Source organism: Mycobacterium sp. ZZG (assembly GCF_054786995.1).
In genome coordinates, this window is record NZ_JBTBFV010000004.1 from 13,157 (window position 1) to 32,238 (window position 19,082).

Genomic DNA, 19,082 nt, shown 5'->3' on the forward strand with positions numbered 1-19,082 from the left:
CTATTTCACCGGAGGCAGTTGTGCCAACGCGAGAGCCTCAAGCTGTTTTGTGGTCAGCTTGCGCGAGGCTCCCCTGGAGAAGTACCGCTCCAGGTAGAACTGGCCCACCATCAGGATGCTCGTAATCACCAGGTACCACGCAGCGGCGACCAGGAGCAGCGGCACCGGCTCGAAGATCCGGGCGGCGATCTCGCGGGTGGCGATGCTGTACAGGTCGAAGGCGTAGGGCACGGCGGTGACCAGTGACGTCGTTTTCAACAGGCTGATCAGCTCGTTGCCGGTCGGCGGGATGATCACGCGCATCGCCTGCGGCAGGACGGTTCGGCGCATGGCCTTGCCCCACGACATGCCCAGCGCCGTCGACGCTTCCATCTGACCTTCGGGGACCGACATGATCCCGGCACGCACGATCTCGGCCATATAGGCGGCTTCGTTGAGGCCCAGTCCGATCACCGCGAGCACAAACGGAATCGAAAGGTCTTGTAGCTCAATGTGGAAGAACGACGGGCCGAACGGTACGCCGAGCTGAATGTTCCGGTAGATCGTGGGGAACAGGCCCCAGAACGCCAGCTGCACGTAGATCGGCGTGCCGCGGAAAATCCAGAGAAAGACCCACGCCACGGAACTGAGCACCGGGTTGTCAGACAGTCGCATCACGGTGAGAACGACACCCAGCACGATGCCGATGATCATCGAGTAGATGGTCAGCTGCAGCGTGTTGAAGACGCCGAGCAGGATGCGTTCGTGGAAGAAGTACTCCCTGAACGTCGACCAGCCGTAGGCCGGGTTGGTCGCCGCCCCGTACAGGAACAGCCCGACCATGACGAGGATGACGGCCGCCGCCAGCCACCGCCACGGATGGCGCAGCGGGACGGCGTCGATCGACTGTGGCGGCGTGCCGGCATCACTCATCGCTGTCAACGTCTCCTAGGAGACCGCGCCGTTGATCACCGGCTTGTCGATCATGCCCTCTTCGAGCCCCCAGTTGGCGGCGATCTCCTTGTACTTTCCGTTCTCGATCAGATGCTCGAGCGCCTGCAGCAGCGACTGCGCCAACGGGGAACCCTTCGCGACCGGCCACCCGTAGGGCGCCGAGTCGAAGGTCTCGCCGGCCTGTTCGAGCTTGCCGTTGGTCTGCTTGATCGCGTAGAGCGTCACCGGGGAATCGGCCGACATGGCGTCCGCCTGGCCGAGCACCACCGCGTTCGTGGCGGCGTCCTGGCTGTCGAACGGGATGACCTCGATCGCGGGCTTGCCCTCGTCGGTGCACTTCTTGCTGCGCGCGGGCAGCTCTTCGGTCTCCTGGACCGTCGTCGCCTGCACCGCGACCTTCTTGCCGCACGCGTTCTCCGGGTCGATGTCGCCTCCGGCGGGTTGCGCCCACAGCGTGCCGGCCGAGAAGTAGGTGACGAAGTCGACCTGCTGCTCGCGCTCCTTGCTGTCGGTGAACGACGACATGCCGACGTTGAAGGTGCCGCCCTGGATCGACGGGATGATCTTGGCGAAGTCGGCCTCCCGGTAGTCCGGGGTGAGACCCAGGGTGCCGGCGATGGCGTTCATCAGGTCGACGTCGAAGCCGACGATCTTGCCGCTCTCGTCCTTGAACTCGTTCGGCGCGTACGGGATGTTCACGCCGACGACGAGTTTCCCGGTCGACTTGATGGCCTCCGGCACGGTGTTCGCGATCGCCTCGACCTTCTCCGCGGGCGCGGCCGCGGTCGGGGATCCCTCGTCGCTAGGTTCCTCCGAGCTGCTCGAACAGCCCGACAGGGCCAGGGCGCCGGTCGCAGCGAAGATGGCCGCGATGCGCCAGATCTTGGTCCGGCGGTCTTGGATTCCACCCAACACAGGTTTGCCTCTACTTTCTTCTTCGGGTCGTCCGCGTTTCCGCCTGAGTCCCCTCAGAACCAGGCATTCCCAGCCAGGAACGTTAACGACCGATGATCCGGCGCGCAGCGCCGGTAACAGGACATTAACGACACGATGGAGACATCACAGCCGTACTGCGAAAACAGGGTAGGCATGTCGCCCGTGTGTCACACTGCGCGCATGGAAACCGCTGCTCCCCCAAGCATGTTGCAGCACCTGTGGAAGTCGGCGCTGGTGTCCGGCCTTCTCGCCGTCGCGCTGGGCGTCATGGTGCTCGTCTGGCCGGCCATCACCGTGGTGGTGGCCGCGATCTTCTTCGGCGCCTATCTGTTGATCGCAGGCGTCTCGCAGGTGGTCTTCGCGTTCAGCCTTCACGTGTCCGCCGGCGGACGGGTACTGCTGTTCCTCAGCGGCGCGGCCGCCCTGATCCTGGCGGTGCTGTGCTTCCGCAGCCTGCAGGAATCAATCCTGCTGCTGGCCATCTGGATCGGTATCGGGTTCATCTTCCGCGGGGTGGCCACCGCGGTGTCGGCCATCAGTGACCCGACTCTGCCCGGTCGAGGGTGGGAGATCTTCATCGGCGTGGTCAGCCTCATCGCCGGCGTGATCATGCTCGCCTCGCCCTTCGACTCGTTGGCCACGTTGACGATGGTCGTCGGCATCTGGCTGATCGTGCTCGGCGTGTTCGAGGTGGTGTCGGCCTTCGGCATCCGCTCGGCCAGTAAGAACCTCGCGCCGACCAGAGATCCGGTCGTCACGTCCGCGCCGGAATGAGACGAAAGTCCTAGCCATGCGACGCCCGACCTCTACTACACTTTGTCGTAAATCGGACTTGTAGAGCCTGGGAGTGGCGCATGGACGCATTGGATGTGTCGCGGTGGCAGTTCGGAATCACCACCGTCTATCACTTCATCTTCGTCCCGCTGACCATCGGGCTGGCGCCGCTGATCGCCGTCATGCAGACGGTTTGGCACGTCACGGGCAACACCGCCTGGTACCGGCTGACGCGCTTCTTCGGCAAGCTGTTCCTGATCAACTTCGCGATAGGTGTGGCGACCGGCATCGTGCAGGAGTTCCAGTTCGGGATGAACTGGAGCGAGTACTCCCGCTTCGTCGGTGACATCTTCGGCGCCCCACTCGCCTTCGAAGGCCTGATCGCGTTCTTCTTCGAGTCCACGTTCATCGGCCTGTGGATCTTCGGCTGGAACCGGTTGCCGCGCCTGGTCCATCTGGCCTGCATCTGGATCGTCGCGTTCGGCGTCAACGCCTCGGCCTACTTCATCATCGCGGCGAACTCCTTCATGCAGCATCCGGTCGGCGCGCGCTACAACCCGGAGACCGGGCGGGCCGAACTCGTCGATTTCGTGGCGTTGCTGACCAACAACACCGCCATCTGGGCCTCGCTGCACGCCATCACCGCGGCACTGCTGACCGCCGGGGCGTTCGTCGCCGGCATCTGCGCGTGGCTGATGGTGCGCGCACAGCGGCGCGGCGGTGAAGACGTCGAAGCCAGGACCATGTACCGCCCCGCCACGATCCTGGGCAGTCTGGTCGCACTGATCGCCGCCGCGGGCTTGTTCTTCACCGGCGACATCCAGGGCAAGCTCATGTTCGACCAGCAGCCGATGAAGATGGCGTCGGCGGAATCCTTGTGCTACACCGCAACCGACCCCGACTTCTCGATCCTGACCGTGGGGACGCACAACAACTGCGACAGCGTCATCCACCTCATCGAGGTTCCCTATGTGCTGCCCTTCCTGGCCGAGGGCAAGTTCTCCGGTGTGACGCTGCAGGGCGTCGAGGATCTGCAACGCGCGGCCGAGCAGAAGTTCGGTCCCGGCAACTACCGCCCCAACCTGTTCGTGACCTACTGGTCATTCCGCGCGATGATCGGATTGCTGCTGGTGCCGGTGGCGTTCGCGCTGGTGAGCCTTTGGCTGACCCGCCGGGGACGGATCCCCGACCAGCGCTGGTACGGAACCTTCGGACTGCTGACCCTTCCAACGCCGTTCCTGGCCAGCTCGGCCGGCTGGATCTTCACGGAGATGGGCCGGCAGCCCTGGGTGGTGGTCCCCAATCCCACGGGTGACCCGATGGTCCGGATGACCGTGCAGGAGGGCGTGTCCAACCACGCGGCAGGCACCGTGATGTTCTCGCTGGCGGTGTTCACGCTGCTGTACGGCGCGCTGGCGGTGGTGTGGTTCTACCTGTTGCGGCGATACGTGACCGAAGGCCCGCAGGAACACGACTCCGAACCGGCGCCTCCGGCACCGCCCGACGAGAACGACGTCGCACCCCTGTCGTTCGCCTACTAGGAGATTGTCATGGGACTCCAGGAACTGTGGTTTGTCCTGATCGCCGTGCTGTTCCTCGGCTTTCTGGTGCTCGAGGGTTTCGACTTCGGCGTCGGCATGCTGATGGCCCCGATGGGCACCATGGGGCCCGGCGATCCCGACAACCGGCGCCGCGCGGTCCTCAACACCATCGGCCCGGTCTGGGACGCCAACGAGGTGTGGCTGATCACCGCGGGCGCAGCGATGTTCGCCGCGTTCCCCAACTGGTACGCGACGCTGTTCTCGGCGCTGTACCTGCCACTGCTGGCGATCCTGTTCGGCATGATCCTGCGGATCGTCGGCATCGAATGGCGCGGCAAGATCAACGATCCGCAGTGGCGGCGCTGGGCCGACGTCGGGATCGCGCTCGGCTCATGGCTACCCGCGTTCCTGTGGGGTGTCGCATTCGCGATTCTGTTGCGCGGCTTGCCGATCGACGCCGACGGCCAGGCCCATGCCGGCATCGGTGACGTGCTCAGCCCGTACACCTTGCTGGGCGGATTTGCGACGGCGACGCTGTTCGTGTTCTACGGCTCGGTCTACCTCGCGCTGCGCACCGCGGGCGCCCTGCGCGAGGACGCCTTCCGCGTGGGCCGCATCATGTCGGTGCCGACGATCGTGCTCGCCGGCGGCTTCGGCTTGTGGACCCAGCTGGCCTACGGCCGCACCTGGACCTGGTGGGCGCTCGCTGTCGCGGTGCTCGCGTTGCTGACCGCGGTGGCCCTGATGTGGGGACAGCGCCGTGAGGGGCTCGCATTCGTGTCCATGGTGATCGTGATCGCCGCGGTGGCAGTGCTCATCTTCGGCTCGATGTATCCCAATCTGCTGCCGTCGACACTGAACCCGGACTGGAACGTGACGATCTACAACGGGTCCTCGACGCCGTACACGCTCAAGATCATGTCGTGGGCGTCGCTGACCCTGCTGCCGCTGGTGCTGGGTTACCAGGCCTGGTCTTACTGGGTGTTCCGCAAACGCGTCACCGCCGAGGCCATTCCGGAATCCATCGGACTGTCGAGGCGGCCGTCCTGACCGATCCCACCCGCGCCCCGATCGACCCGCGACTGTGGCGAGCCTCGACGGCGACGCGCCGATTCCTGGCCGTCACCACGGTCTGCGGCGTGCTCATCGCGGCGTGCACGATCGCCTCGGCGGTCGTCCTTGCCGATGTGGTCGCCCGGGTGATCACCGACCCGGCCTCCCGCAGCGTCGACGCGCTCGCCGCCCAGATCACGACCCTGGCGGCGCTGTGGACGGCTCGCACCCTGGTGCAGTGGCAGCAGGGCCGGCTCGCCCAGCACGGGGCCAGCGCCGTCATCGCCGACCTGAGCGAACAGGTGTTGACGGCGGCCACCTCGCTGCCGCCGCGCGAGCTCGCCACCCACCGCGACGACGCCGCGGTGGTGATCACCCGGGGACTCGACGGGTTGCGGGCGTACTTCATCGCCTACCTGCCCTCGCTGTTCCTGGCCGCGGTGCTGACCCCGGCCACCGCGGTGGTCATCGCGCTCTACGACTGGAAATCCGCCGTGATCGTGCTGATCGCGCTGCCGCTCATTCCGGTGTTCATGATCCTAGTCGGTCTGGCCACGGCGGACCGGTCGGCAGCGGCGCTGACGGCGATGTCGACGTTGCAGTCTCGGCTACTGGACCTGGTGGCGGGCCTGCCCACCCTGCGGGCGCTGGGCAGAGCAGAAGGGGCCGCGGAGCGGATCGCCGAACTGGGTGCCGCGCACCGCCGTTCGGCGATGGCCACGATGCGCATCGCGTTCTTGTCCGCGCTGGTGCTGGAATTGCTGGCCACGCTCGGGGTGGCGCTGGTCGCGGTCGGGGTCGGCATGCGGTTGGTGTTCGGTGAGATGACCTTGACCGCCGGGCTGACCGCGCTGCTGCTCGCCCCGGAGGTGTTCTGGCCGCTGCGCCGGGTCGGAGCCGCATTCCACGCCTCCCAGGACGGCAAGACGGCGGTGCAGGCGGCGTTCCGGTTCATCGACGCCGCCCGGCAGCCGCCTGCCGGAGACGCGCCGGTGCCGGGTGCTGCGGTCACCGTCGAGGTCGACGTCCCGGCGATGACGGCACAGCCCGGCCGCGTGACGGTACTGACCGGTCCGAACGGCATCGGCAAATCCACGCTGCTACAGGCGATCCTCGGCCTGGACCGCCCGACGGCCGGGCGGATCCAGATCAACGGCCTCGACGTGGGTGACCTGGATACGCGGCAGTGGTGGTCGCAGGTGGGATGGCTGGCGCAGAGACCCGTGCTGATCCCGGGCACCGTGCGGCAGAACCTGGAGCTGTTCGGCCCGCTGAATGATCTCGAAGCCGCTTGCCGGGACGCTTGTTTGGACGAGGTGCTCGCCACGCTGCCCGCCGGTCTCGACACCGTGGTGGGGCGCGGCGGGGTCGGGCTGTCGCTCGGGCAGCGGCAGCGACTCGGACTGGCCCGGGTACTCGGATCCGGGGCGCCGCTGGTTCTGTTCGACGAACCCACCGCCCACCTCGACGGACCCACCGAAGCGCGGGTGCTGGAGGCGATCGCGCGTCGCGCCGCCGGCGGGGCCACGGTGATCGTGGTGGGACATCGCGCCTCCGTCCTGGCGATCGGCGATGTGGTGGTGGACATGGGCGGTGACCGTGTCCGGTCCTGACCCCCTCGTCCAGGCGTGGCCTCTGCTGGCCCCGCGGGCGCCACGAATCGCGCTGGCCGTGCTGCTGGGGGCCTTGTCACTCGGCAGCGCGCTGGCGTTGACCGCGGTGTCGGCGTGGCTGATCACCCGGGCCTGGGAGATGCCGCCGGTGCTGCACCTGACCGTCGCCGCGGTCACCGTGAGGGCCCTGGGCATCTCGCGCGGCGTGCTGGGGTACTGCGAGCGGCTGGCCTCACACGACACCGCGCTGCGGGCGGCAGGCACCGCCCGGGCACGGTTGTTCACCAGGCTCGCCGACGGCTCGGAGAACGTCGTGATGCGGCGCAGCAGCGGCGATCTGGTGTCCCGCGTCGGTGCGGGGGTGGACGAGATGTCCGACGTCGTGGTGCGGGCTGTCGTCCCGATCGGCGTCGCCACCGTTCTGGGGGCGGCCGCCGTCGCGGTGATCGCCGTCATCTCGCCGGCGACGGCAGCGGTGCTGACGGTCTGCCTCCTCATCGCCGGCGCGGTGGCGCCGGCACTGGCCGCCCGCGCCGCTTCAGCTGCGGAAAGCGTTGCCACCGAACATCATTCACAGCGCGACAACGCGGTGATGCTGGCCCTCGAACACGCCCCCGAACTGCGGGTCAGCGGCCGACTCGCCGACGTGATCGCCGAGGCGGGCGCCGAACAGCGCCGCTGGGGCCGGGCGGTCGACCGGGCCGCGGCACCGGCGGCCGTCGCCGCGGCCGCACCGACCGCCGCCGTCGGGGTCAGCGTGCTGGGGGCTCTGTTCGCCGGAATCTCATTGGCGGGCACCGTCGCGCCCACCACCCTCGCGATCCTGATGCTGGTGCCGTTGGCGGCGTTCGAGGCGACCGCAGCGTTGCCGGGCGCCGCCGTGGCGTTGACCCGGGGGCGCATCGCCGCCCGGCGTCTGCTCGCTCTCACCGAACCCGCAGACGGCGACCGCAGCAGGCCCGTCGTCGCCCCGTTGCGCCTGGAGCCCGGCGAGCGCCTCGCGGTGGTCGGGCCGAGCGGCAGCGGCAAGACCACCCTGCTGATGCAGACACCGGGGGTGTTCTTCGCCGAAGATGCCCACCTGTTCTCCACCACGGTGCGCGACAACCTGCTCGTGGCACGCGGGGACGCGACCGACGATGAGCTGCGGGATGCGTTGCGGCGCGTCGGTTTGAGTGCGTGGCTCGACGGGTTGCCTCAGGGGCTGTCGACGGTACTCGTCGGCGGCGCCGCCGCGGTCTCGGCCGGGCAGCGCCGGCGGTTGCTGCTTGCCCGAGCGCTGGTGTCCACCGCCCCGACGATCCTTCTCGACGAACCGACCGAGCACCTCGACGCGGCCGACGCCGACCGGATGCTGACCGACATCCTCACGCCGGGGGCGATGTTCGACGCCGGCCGCACGGTCGTCGTTGCCACTCATCATCTGCCCCGGGATGTCCCTGTGACGGTAATCTCACCGGCATGAGCGAACCGCCGCCTCCTCCGCCCGGCAGCTACCCCGGCGGCTATCCGCCGCAGCCCTACGGCGGGTACGGCGGCTATGGCGGATACGGCGGGTACCCGCCGACGCCGGCGGCCCCGAAGAACGGTCTGGGCACCGCGGCGCTGGTGCTGGCCATCGTCGGTCTGCTGCTGTGCTGGACGGTCGCCGGCGGCGTGCTGCTCGGCATCGCTGCGATCGTGCTCGGCTTCGTCGCCCGGGGCCGGGTCAAGCGAGGTGAGGCCACCAACGGCGGCGTCGCCCTGGCCGGCATCGTGCTGGGCGCCGTGTCGATCGTCGCCGGGCTCGTCCTGGTCGTGGTCTATGCGACGTTGGGGGTCGCGCTGTTCAACGACCTCGGTGGCGGCGACTACATCGACTGCCTGCAGCGGGCCGGGTCCGACCAGGAGGCCGTGCAGCGGTGTGCCGACGAGTTCACCGAGCGGGTCGAGGAGTCCTTCTCCGTCACCGTCACTCCGACGCCGTAGCCCGCCCGGGGAAGTACTTGACGATGCCCTCCTGCACGACCGTGGCCAGCGGCTGACCCGATCGGTCGAAGAAGTGGCCGCTGCCCAGCCCCCGGGACTCCGCGGCCACCGGGGAGGTCGTCGAGTACAGCACCCAGTCGTCGAACCGCACCGGCCGGTGAAACCACACCGAATGGTTGGTGGTGACCGCGAAGATCCGGTCGTGTCCCCACGACAATCCGTGGGTGGTGATGATCGAGTCGAGCACCGTGGTGTCGGACGAGTACACCATCGCCGCGGCGTGCAGCACGGGGTCGTCGGGCAGTACCCCCTGGGCCTTCATCCACACCCGGTTGTGGGTGAGCTTGTCACCCTTGTCCCGCATGATCCAGGCGGGGTCGTTGGTGTACCGCCATTCGATGGGACGCAACGCGTTGGCGAAATGCGGAACCACCTGCTCGTAACCGCGCAACAGATCGTCGATGGGCGGCACCGACAGCGGGTCGGTCGGTGGCGGCGGCTCCACGCCGTGTTCGAGACCCTTTCCGCCGGCCAGGTAGGACACCATCGCGGTGGTCAGCAGCTCGCCCTTCTGCATCACGTCGACGCGGCGGTTTGCGAAACGCCGCTCGTCGCGCAACCTCACCACCCGGAACTCCAGATCCTGCTCGGGATCACCACCAGCGATGAAGTGCACCGACAGCGCGCTCGGGGGCGTGGGATGGTTCAGGCTGCGGCTGGCGGCCACGAACGCCTGCGCCATCATCTGCCCACCGAAGGTTCGGACCGGGTTCTTGCTCGGGTGGACGCCGACGAAGGTGTCGTCATCAAGCCGGTCCAGGTGGAGTATCGCCAGCAGCTCCTCGAAGTCGGCATGTGGCGACACAGACACTCCCTCGGCGGCTAGACGTCGTCCTCCCCGATGCGGTGGACGTGGATCAGATTCGTGGAGCCTACTGTGCCGGGCGGCGCACCCGCGACGATGACCACCAGGTCGCCCCGCTTGTAGCGGCCGAGGTTGAGCATCGACTGGTCGACCTGGCGGATCATTCCGTCGGTGGTGTCGATGTGCGGGACGATGAACGTCTCGGTGCCCCAGGTCAGCGCCAACTGGCTGCGCACCTCGGGCAGCGCGGTGAACGCCAGCACCGGCAGCGGCGTGTGCAGCCGGGCCAGCCGGCGCACGGTGTCGCCGGACTGGGTGAAGGCGACGAGTGCCTTCGCGTCCAGGCGTTCACCGATGTCGCGCGCGGCGTAGGAGATCACCCCTCGCTTGGTGCGGGGCACGTGGGTCAGCGGCGGCGCCGCCACCGAGTTCTCCTCGACCGCGGAGATGATGCGCGCCATGGTGCGCACCGTCTCGAACGGGAACTTACCCACCGAGGTCTCCCCCGACAGCATCACCGCGTCGGCGCCGTCGAGCACCGCGTTGGCGACGTCGGACGCCTCCGCCCGGGTGGGCCGTGAGTTCTCGATCATCGACTCCAGCATCTGGGTGGCCACGATGACGGGTTTGGCGTTCTCCCTCGCCATCTGGATCGCGCGCTTCTGGACCAGCGGAACTTCCTCCAGCGGCAGCTCCACGCCGAGGTCACCGCGGGCGACCATGATCGCGTCGAACGCCAGCACGATGGCTTCGAGGTTGTCGATGGCCTCGGGCTTCTCCAGTTTCGCGATCACCGGGACCCGCCGGCCGACACGGTCCATCACCTCGTGGACCAGTTCGACGTCGGCGGGCGAGCGCACGAACGACAGCGCGACCAGGTCGACGCCCAGGCGCAGCGCGAACTCGAGATCGTCGATGTCCTTCTCCGACAGCGCGGGCGCCGAGACGTTCATGCCGGGCAGGGACATGCCCTTGTTGTTGCTGACTTTGCCGCCCTCGGTGACGGTGCAGACCACGTCGGTGCCGTCGATGTGCTCGACGACCAGACCGACGTTGCCGTCGTCGACGAGGACCCGGTCGCCGGGGCGGGCGTCCTGGGCCAGCCGCTTGTAGGTGGTGGAGACCCGGTCGTGGTTGCCGAGGAAGTCCTCGGTGGTGATCCGGACGGTCTCGCCGTTGGCCCACACGGTGGGTCCGTCGGCGAACCTGCCGAGCCGGATCTTCGGCCCCTGCAGGTCGGCGAGGATTCCGACGGCCCGCCCGGTGGCGTCGGACGCGGCACGGACACGCTTGTAGTTCGCTTCGTGATCGGAGTACTCACCGTGGCTGAAATTGAGCCGGGCGACGTCCATCCCGGACTCGACGAGTTGCCTGACGGCCTCGTCGGAGGCGGTGGCCGGACCCAACGTACAGACGATCTTCCCGCGTCTATTCACGGCTACCGAGCATAGTCGTTGATCGATTCAGATGACGGCCAGCGGCAGCGCACCGGGCCGGACCGGCGCCGGGAGATCCGAGTCACCCATCAGATAGGCGTCCACGGCGTGCGCCGCACTGCGACCTTCGGCGATCGCCCACACGATCAGCGACGCGCCGCGATGGGCGTCGCCGCAGACGAACACCCCGGGTGCGTCGGTCTGCCAGTCCGATCCGCACGAGAGGGTGCCGCGCCGGTTCAGCGACAGACCGAGTTCGTCGAGCAGCGTCATGCGCTCGACCCCGTCGAACCCGATGGCCAGCAACGCGAGGTCGCACGGTATCTCCAAGGTGTCGCCGACCGGAACGATGTGCCGGCGTCCCGTCTCGTCGCGCTCGACCTTCACCTCGGCGATCTCGATCGCTCGCAGGTTGCCGCGATCGTCGCCGAGGAACCGCTGCACCGCCACCTCGTAGCGCCGGTGCCCGCCCTCGGCATGCGCCGGAGACAACCGGGTGCGCAGCACGATCGGCCACGTCGGCCACGGCGACCGCGACTCGTCGCGATACTCGGGCGGTTCGGGGTTGTAGTCCAGCTGAGTCACCGACGTGGCGCCCTGCCGATGCGCGGTGCCGAGGCAATCGGCCCCGGTGTCACCGCCGCCGATGATGACCACATGCCTGCCCTCGGCGCTGATCTGGCTCGGTCCGTCGCCCTCACACTCCCGGTTGGCCGGGACCAGGTGCTCCATCGCCAGATGCACACCGTGGAGGCCGCGCCCCTCGACGTCGTTGTCCCGGGCCCGCAGCGCGCCGACCGCGAGCACGACAGCGTCATGCTGGGCCCTCAGCTGTTCCACCGGAAGGTCCACTCCCACTTCGCATTCGGTGACGAAACGGGTCCCCTCCGCGCGCATCTGGGCCAGCCGTTGGTTCAGCGTGGACTTCTCCAGCTTGTATTCGGGGATGCCGTAGCGCATCAACCCGCCGATGCGGTCGTCGCGCTCGTACACGGTGACGTCGTGACCGGCCCGGGTGAGCTGTTGTGCGGCAGCCAGTCCGGCCGGACCGGACCCGACGACCGCCACCTTCTTTCCGGTGGAGATCGCCGCGGGTTGAGGCTCGACGATGCCGTCCATCCAGGCCTGGTCGGCGATGGTCTGCTCGATGCGTTTGATCGTGACGCTGCCGCCGGTGTGCTCCTCGGATATCGACAGCACGCAGGCGGCCTCGCACGGAGCCGGACACAGCCGGCCGGTGAACTCCGGGAAGTTGTTGGTCGCATGCAGCCGGTCGCTGGCTGCGTCCCACCGGCCGCGGCGCACCAGGTCGTTCCACTCGGGGATCAGGTTCCCCAGCGGACAGCCGGCAGTTCCGGAGTGGCAGAACGGAATTCCGCAGTCCATGCAGCGCCGGGCCTGCTGGGACACCTCGCCGGCGCGCTGGTGCGGATCCTGACGTTCGTAGACCTCGCGCCAGTCCCCGACCCGTTCGTCGACCGGCCGCTTGGCGGCCTCCACCTTGGCGACTTCGAGAAATCCGTGCGGATCAGCCACGGCTGGCCTCCATGATCGCAGAGTCGACATCGCGGCCCTCGGCCTTCGCCATCCGGGTCGCTTGCAGCACGCGCTGATAATCGCGCGGCATGATCTTGGTGAATTGGGCGCTGCGCCTGGGCCAATCGGACAGCAACGAGGTCGCGACGGCGCTGCCGGTGTACCGCGCGTGCCGGGTGACGACATCGTGCAGCCACGCGAGATCCTCCGGTTCGAGCCGCTGCAGCTCCACCATGTCGGTGTTGACCCGCTTCGGGTCGAGGCCGAGCACGAACGCAATGCCGCCCGACATGCCCGCCGCCATGTTGCGGCCCACCTTGCCCAGCACCACCACCCGGCCGCCGGTCATGTACTCGCAGGCGTGGTCGCCGACGCCCTCGACGACGGTCAGCGCACCCGAGTTCCGTGCCGCGAAGCGCTCCCCCACCCGGCCGCGCAGGTACAGCTCACCGGACGTCGCCCCGAACAGCAGCGTGTTGCCGGCGATCACGTTGTCCTCCGGCAGGAACAGCACGTCGTTCTGCGGTTTGACGATGATCTTGCCGCCCGAAAGACCTTTGCCGACGTAGTCGTTGGCGTCTCCGACGAGCTCCAGTGTGACCCCGGGCGGCAAAAACGCGCCCAGGGACTGTCCCGCGGACCCGGTCAGGGTGATGTGCACGGTGTCCTCGGGCAGTCCTTGGGCACCGTAACGTCGGGTGATCTCGCTGCCCAGCAGGGTTCCGACGGTCCGGTTGACGTTGCGGACGGGCAATTCCAGGCGTACCGGGTGCGCGTCCTCGAGGGCGCCTTCGGCCAGTTGGATCAGGGTCTGGTCCAGGGCCTGATCGAGTGCGTGGTACTGGTCGCGGACCCGGCGCCGGGCGGCGGGCCGGCCGGTGTGAGCGTCGGCGGGCACCGCGAAGATCGGCGACAGGTCCAAACCCTTGCTCTTCCAGTGCGCGATGCCTTCGGCGGTGTCGAGCATCTCGGCGTGCCCGACCGCCTCGTCGACGCTGCGGAAACCGAGCTCGGCCAGATACCGACGGATGTCCTCGGCGATGAACCGGAAGAAGTTCTCCACGAATTCGGGCTTGCCGGTATATCGCTTCCGTAGTTCGGGGTTCTGCGTCGCGACCCCGACCGGGCAGGTGTCGAGGTGGCAGACCCGCATCATGATGCATCCCGACACCACCAACGGCGCGGTGGCGAACCCGTACTCCTCGGCGCCGAGCAGCATCGCGACCATGACGTCGCGGGCGGTGCGCATGCCGCCGTCGCACTGGACGGTGATGCGGTCGCGCAGACCGTTGAGCATCAGGGTCTGCTGAGTGTCGGCCAAGCCGATCTCCCAAGGCGCACCGGCGTGTTTGAGGCTGGTCAACGGCGCAGCACCGGTGCCGCCGTCGTAGCCGGAGATCAGCACCACGTCCGCGTGCGCCTTGGACACACCAGCGGCGACCGTCCCGACGCCGACCGAGCTCACCAGCTTGACGTGGATGCGCGCGTCGGCGTTGGCGTTCTTGAGGTCGTGGATCAGCTGCGCAAGGTCCTCGATCGAGTAGATGTCGTGGTGCGGCGGCGGGGAGATCAGCCCCACGCCGGGCGTCGAGTGCCGGGTCTTGGCGATGTTCGGATACACCTTGTATCCCGGAAGCTGGCCGCCCTCACCGGGTTTGGCACCCTGCGCCATCTTGATCTGGATGTCGGTCGCGTTGACCAGGTAGTCGCTGGTGACACCGAACCGGCCCGATGCGACCTGCTTGACGGCACTGCGCCGGTTCGGGTCGTAGAGCCTCTCGGCGTCCTCGCCGCCCTCGCCGGAATTGGACCGGCCACCGAGGTTGTTCATCGCCACGGCCATCGTCTCGTGGGCCTCGGCCGAGATCGACCCGTAGCTCATCGCACCGGTGTTGAAGCGGGTGACGATGGAGTCGACGGATTCCACCTCTTCGAGCGGGACCTCGGGCCGCATCCCCTTCTTGAATTCGAACAGGCCGCGCAGTGCTCCCCCCTCGCGGGCCAGTCGGTCGACCTCGGCGGAGTACTTCTCGAACACCTCGTAGCGGCCGGTGCGCGTCGAATGCTGAAGCAGGAAAACCACTTCCGGGCTGAACAGATGCAGCTCGCCCTCGCGGCGGAACGCGTACTCACCGCCGACCTCCAACCGCCGGTGCACCCGCTCGGTCGGGTTCTCCGGGTAGGCGCGGCGGTGCCGCAGCTTCACCTCCTCGGCGATGACGTCGAGACCGACGCCGCCGAGCTGGGTGGGCGTGCCGGTGAAGTACTCGTCGATGACGTTCTTGTCGATACCGATGGCTTCGAACGCCTGTGCGGCGGTATAGGAGGCGACCGTCGAGATGCCCATCTTGCTCATCACCTTCATCACACCCTTGCCGAGCGCTTTGAGATAGTTGCGCACCGCGGTGACCGGTTCGATCCCGGTGAGCTCACCTTCGCGGATGAGATCCTCGATGGACTCGAACGCCAGATACGGGTTGACCGCGGCCGCGCCGAAGCCGATCAGCATCGCGATGTGATGGACCTCGCGGGCGTCGCCGGTCTCGACGACCAGCGCGACGGTGGTGCGTTCCTTGGTGCGCACAAGGTGGTGGTGCACGGCCGACACCGCCAGCAGCGACGGGATCGGCGCCTTGGTGTGGTCGGAGTCCCGGTCCGAAATCACCAGTGTGCGTGCGCCCTTGGCGATGGCGTCGCTGGCGCGCAGGCGCAGGTCCTCCAGCGCGTCGGCCAGCCCCTCACCGCCGCGTTCGACGTCGTAGAGCGCCCGCAGCACCGCGGTGCGCAGGCCGGGATGTTCACCGTCGTCGTTGATGTGGACGATCTTGTTGAGCTCGTCGTTGTCCAGAACCGGCCAGCTGAGCCGGATCTGGCGGCAGGACGCGGCCGACGGTTCCAGCAGGTTCTGCTCGGGCCCCATCACTCGGGCCATCGATGTCACGATCTCCTCGCGGATCGCGTCCAGCGGCGGGTTGGTCACCTGGGCGAACAGTTCGACGAAGTAGTCGTAGAGCAGCTTCGACCGCTGCGACAGCACAGCGGCGGGCGTGTCGGTGCCCATCGACCCCAGCGGCTCGGCGCCCGAGGCGGCCATCGGGGTCAACAGAATTCGCAGATCCTCCTCGGTGTAGCCGAAGCTGACCTGCCGGCGGACCACCGATTCGTGGTTGGGATGCACCCGGGCGCGGTCGGGCAGCGTCTTCAGATCCAGCAGACCGGCATGCAGCCATTCGCCGTAGGGTTCGGCGGCGGCGAGTTCTTCTTTGATCTCATCGTCGGAGACGATGCGCCCCGCGGCGGTGTCGATCAGGAACATCTTGCCGGGCTGCAGCCGGCCCTTGGCGACGATCTCGGCCGACGGCACGTCGAGCACACCGGCCTCACTGGCCAGGATGATGCGGTCGTCGATGGTGCGCCACCACCGTCCGGGCCGTAATCCGTTGCGGTCCAATACTGCTCCGACGAGCGTGCCATCGGTGAAGGTGACACAGGCGGGCCCGTCCCAAGGCTCCATCAGGGATGCGTGGAACTGCCAGAAGGCACGCTCGGGCGGTTCCATCGTGGTGGTGTTCTCCCACGCTTCAGGGATCATCATCAGCACGGCATGGGGCAGGCTGCGGCCGCCGAGGTGGAGCAGCTCCAGGACCTCGTCGAAAGACGCCGAGTCGGAGGCGCCGGGCGTGCAGATCGGCGACAGCCTGCTCAGGTCGCCGGGGATGGTGGCGCTGGCAAGCTTGGCTTCGCGGGCGCGCATGCGGTTGCGGTTGCCGCGCACGGTGTTGATCTCACCGTTGTGGGCGACGAAGCGGAACGGGTGGGCCAGCGGCCAGGACGGGAACGTGTTGGTGGAGAAGCGGCTGTGCACGATGGCGATCGCGCTGACACAGCGTTGGTCGCGGAGATCGGAAAAGAACTGCGGCAGCTGCAGTGTGGTCAGCATCCCTTTGTAGACCATGGTGCGGCTGGACAGTGACGGAAAGTACACGCCGTCACGTTCAGCGCGTTTGCGCACCGGATACACCAGCCGGTCGAGTTCGAGCCCGGCCGGCCGGACCCCGCCACGGACGGGCGCGGTGACGAACAGCTGCGCCATGTGCGGCATGCAGTTGACCGCCGTGGAACCCAGCTCGGCTCCGGCAGGATCGACGGGCACCTCGCGCCAGCCGAGCACCTCAAGGCCCTCGTCGGCGGCGATGGCTTCGACGGTCTCGCGGGCGCTTTCGCGGGCGCTGTGGTCCTGCGGCAGAAAACACATGCCTGCGGCGAAGGTGTTGGCCCCGTCGGCGGCGGGTTCTGGCAGCGGGAAGTCGGCGACCTCACGCAGCAGCTCGACGGGTAGCTGGATCAGGATGCCGGCACCGTCGCCGCTGCTGGCTTCGGCGCCTGCAGCGCCGCGGTGCTCAAGGTGTTCCAGCGCGATCAGACCGTCCGCGACGATCGAGTGTGAACGGCGGCCCTGGATGTCGGCCACCATGGCCACCCCGCAGGAATCCACCTCGTTGTCGGGGTCGTACAAACCTTGGGGTTCGGGCAAAGCCGAATAGAGCATGGACACCGGCCTCCAGTCCTGAATTCGAATCAGGGACTGCACCGGCCCGTCGGTCGAGTGTATCAGCGCCGCAGCAGAGCTACCCGTCGAGAACCGTCGGGACCAGCGGGAATCCAGGCAGATTGCGGACCACCGTCCACGCCAGGACCGCTGTGATGACGACCACGTAGGTGGGCATGGTGAAGGCGGGCCTGCCGTGGCGACGGCGCAGCAGAACCCAGGCCAGGAACAGCGGCGCACCGATGAGGATGAAGGCGTTGTCGACGAACGCCGCTGCCAGATCACCGTGCAGCAGATCGTGGGTCATGCGCAGCCCACCGCAGGCCGGACAGTTCCACCCGGTCAGAGCTTGGAACGGGCACGGCGGAAACACGAACGTCGGGCTGTGCGGGTCACCGATGCCGATGTAGGCGAGCGCGCCGGCGGCCGCGGTCGCGGCGCCGAGCCCGACCAGCAGTCGGTGACGGGTGGGTGAGGTGGAGCTAGGTCCCATCGCGCAGCGGACGCCCCTCCGGATCGCGCACCTTGTCGGTGAGGATGAGGACTGCGTCGACGATGCCCCAGATGATGGCGACGATGCCGCACGTGAGTAGCCCCACGACGAGCTGGATGACGCCAAGCTTCGTGTAGCCCAGATAGATGCGGCCGATGCCGACCAGCCCGACAAGGCCGAGCAGCTGCAGCAGCCCGCCTACTACCTTGGATTTGTCCGACAGCGGTTCGCCGGTGATCGGGTGGCGGCCCCACGGTGCGGCAGGGTCGGGGTATCCGGCCGAATAACCGCCCACGTGCGGCGGATAGCCGCCGGGAGGGGGTGCGTACTGCGGTCCCGGTGTCGCATAGCCCGGCTGCGACGGTGGTGGCGTGTGCGGATTTCCGCTGTCGTTACCGCTGTACGGGGGCTCGGTCATCACACCAGCATGCCAGAGCCCACCACCTCTCAGCAGGTGGCGGTGCGGGCGTTTCCGTCCGCGGGCGCGCTCCACCGTCGGGCCGACTTACGCGGCCCGACGTGCGGGTGCGTCAGCCGAAACCGAACCCGAACACGGGCCAACCGAACCCCCAGCCCCATCCGGGCCAACCGTAGTTGTACGTCCAGGGGCCGGGTTGCGTGGTGATCTGCGAACTACCGTTGGTTTGGCACTGCGTGGTGTTTGGGGCTGTGTTGACGCACTGCGGTATCGCGTTCGCCTGAGAAGCGGACAGCAGCACCCCGATGCCCAACGCCAGAATCCACGCCAGCTCAAGAGGCAATTTTGTGGTCATGACCTGCTCCGATCGCAGCGATCAGTCTACTCCGATCAGGTCCGGATGTGACCCCGCTGACCACGGGATCTGGAGATGGGGGTGGTGGTGCTGGGTGGGTGTCACCGCCATCGAGAATCACACCAGGACAACGGTTTCGGTCGCGACCGGACCGGCTGGCGAATAGGCTGGGCCGCCGTTCAGTCGTTGATGTGCGTCGGTGGGTCGGCGAACGCCAGATCCGGGGTGTAATGGCCGGGACTCATCAGGCCGCAGTGCTTCTCGGGCACCAGATGCGAACTGAAACCGCTGGGCACCAAGCGGGCCACTGCCACGCAGCGTTGCCAGGTGCCGTCGGATTGGACAGGTCCATCGCACTTGCTGATAACGGGTCCTCCGTACAGACAACCGGCACCGGCGGGCGGTGCTGAGGCGATGAGCCCGATGGGTATCAGCAGGGCAGCCGATGCTCCGACGATACAGCGCTTCATGGTTGTCTCCCGTCACCACCTCGCCAGGGGTTCGCCGATCGTCGGGCAGGTCGGCGACCCTGCCAGCAACTTACGACGCTACCGCGTGACCATCTGAATTTTGCGGCCTTCGGGTTTCCCGGCCCGGTTACCGTGGCACCGC

The 19,082-nt window shown here is 67.8% G+C and carries 16 protein-coding genes; 6 read left to right on the plus strand and 10 right to left on the minus strand.

Annotated features, from left to right (window positions below; genetic code table 11):
- Both ACXMYJ_RS03850 and ACXMYJ_RS03855 read right to left on the minus strand, forming a co-directional pair.
- Complete coding sequence (locus ACXMYJ_RS03850; protein WP_443186616.1) at positions 1–912, minus strand: amino acid ABC transporter permease; 912 nt, start codon at positions 910–912, stop codon at positions 1–3.
- 15 nt (positions 913–927) lie between these two features.
- Entirely contained in the window at positions 928–1,848 is a 921-nt protein-coding gene (locus tag ACXMYJ_RS03855) for an ABC transporter substrate-binding protein (protein ID WP_443186615.1), read from the minus strand.
- A gap of 201 nt (positions 1,849–2,049) precedes the next feature.
- Between ACXMYJ_RS03855 and ACXMYJ_RS03860 the strand changes: the two genes are divergently transcribed.
- The 6 genes from ACXMYJ_RS03860 to ACXMYJ_RS03885 all read left to right on the plus strand — a co-directional run bounded on the left by ACXMYJ_RS03860 (position 2,050) and on the right by ACXMYJ_RS03885 (position 8,818).
- Positions 2,050–2,643 (plus strand): HdeD family acid-resistance protein, encoded by a 594-nt coding sequence (locus ACXMYJ_RS03860; RefSeq protein ID WP_443186614.1) that lies wholly within the window; start codon positions 2,050–2,052, stop codon positions 2,641–2,643.
- 80 nt (positions 2,644–2,723) lie between these two features.
- The gene (locus ACXMYJ_RS03865; RefSeq protein ID WP_260752301.1) at positions 2,724–4,184 is read left to right on the plus strand and encodes a cytochrome ubiquinol oxidase subunit I; all 1,461 of its coding nucleotides are present in this window, start codon (positions 2,724–2,726) and stop codon (positions 4,182–4,184) included.
- Positions 4,185–4,193: 9 nt separating this feature from the next.
- Entirely contained in the window at positions 4,194–5,234 is a 1,041-nt protein-coding gene (gene cydB, locus ACXMYJ_RS03870) for a cytochrome d ubiquinol oxidase subunit II (RefSeq protein WP_443186612.1), read from the plus strand.
- The gene (cydD, locus tag ACXMYJ_RS03875) at positions 5,231–6,850 is read left to right on the plus strand and encodes a thiol reductant ABC exporter subunit CydD (RefSeq protein ID WP_443186657.1); all 1,620 of its coding nucleotides are present in this window, start codon (positions 5,231–5,233) and stop codon (positions 6,848–6,850) included. The genes cydB and cydD overlap by 4 nt, the downstream gene beginning before the upstream one ends.
- Positions 6,837–8,315 (plus strand): ATP-binding cassette domain-containing protein, encoded by a 1,479-nt coding sequence (locus ACXMYJ_RS03880; protein WP_460354127.1) that lies wholly within the window; start codon positions 6,837–6,839, stop codon positions 8,313–8,315. Before cydD ends, ACXMYJ_RS03880 begins: the two co-directional genes overlap by 14 nt.
- On the plus strand, positions 8,312–8,818 hold the full coding sequence (locus ACXMYJ_RS03885) for a DUF4190 domain-containing protein (protein WP_460354130.1): 507 nt from the start codon (positions 8,312–8,314) through the stop codon (positions 8,816–8,818). The genes ACXMYJ_RS03880 and ACXMYJ_RS03885 overlap by 4 nt, the downstream gene beginning before the upstream one ends.
- Here the strand turns inward: ACXMYJ_RS03885 and ACXMYJ_RS03890 are convergent.
- The 8 genes from ACXMYJ_RS03890 to ACXMYJ_RS03925 all read right to left on the minus strand — a co-directional run bounded on the left by ACXMYJ_RS03890 (position 8,802) and on the right by ACXMYJ_RS03925 (position 18,940).
- Positions 8,802–9,683 carry an acyl-CoA thioesterase II gene (locus ACXMYJ_RS03890; protein WP_260752296.1) on the minus strand — a complete coding sequence of 294 codons (882 nt, stop codon included), beginning with the start codon at positions 9,681–9,683 and terminating at the stop codon, positions 8,802–8,804. The two genes, ACXMYJ_RS03885 and ACXMYJ_RS03890, sit on opposite strands and share 17 nt — an antisense overlap.
- Positions 9,684–9,700: 17 nt before the next feature.
- Positions 9,701–11,119 carry a pyruvate kinase gene (pyk, locus tag ACXMYJ_RS03895; protein WP_260752295.1) on the minus strand — a complete coding sequence of 473 codons (1,419 nt, stop codon included), beginning with the start codon at positions 11,117–11,119 and terminating at the stop codon, positions 9,701–9,703.
- 27 nt (positions 11,120–11,146) lie between these two features.
- Positions 11,147–12,655, minus strand: a complete 1,509-nt coding sequence (locus tag ACXMYJ_RS03900) for a glutamate synthase subunit beta (RefSeq protein WP_460354133.1) — start codon at positions 12,653–12,655, stop codon at positions 11,147–11,149.
- The gene (gltB, locus tag ACXMYJ_RS03905) at positions 12,648–17,204 is read right to left on the minus strand and encodes a glutamate synthase large subunit (protein ID WP_460354330.1); all 4,557 of its coding nucleotides are present in this window, start codon (positions 17,202–17,204) and stop codon (positions 12,648–12,650) included. Before gltB ends, ACXMYJ_RS03900 begins: the two co-directional genes overlap by 8 nt.
- A gap of 79 nt (positions 17,205–17,283) precedes the next feature.
- Positions 17,284–17,697, minus strand: a complete 414-nt coding sequence (locus ACXMYJ_RS03910) for a DUF2752 domain-containing protein (RefSeq protein WP_460354135.1) — start codon at positions 17,695–17,697, stop codon at positions 17,284–17,286.
- On the minus strand, positions 17,687–18,115 hold the full coding sequence (locus ACXMYJ_RS03915) for an NINE protein (RefSeq protein WP_460354138.1): 429 nt from the start codon (positions 18,113–18,115) through the stop codon (positions 17,687–17,689). Before ACXMYJ_RS03915 ends, ACXMYJ_RS03910 begins: the two co-directional genes overlap by 11 nt.
- Before the next feature lie 112 nt (positions 18,116–18,227).
- On the minus strand, positions 18,228–18,470 hold the full coding sequence (locus tag ACXMYJ_RS03920; protein WP_260752286.1) for a hypothetical protein: 243 nt from the start codon (positions 18,468–18,470) through the stop codon (positions 18,228–18,230).
- A 179-nt stretch (positions 18,471–18,649) separates the two neighbouring features.
- On the minus strand, positions 18,650–18,940 hold the full coding sequence (locus tag ACXMYJ_RS03925; protein ID WP_460354141.1) for a CDGP domain-containing protein: 291 nt from the start codon (positions 18,938–18,940) through the stop codon (positions 18,650–18,652).
- Between the last annotated feature and the right edge of the window lie 142 nt (positions 18,941–19,082).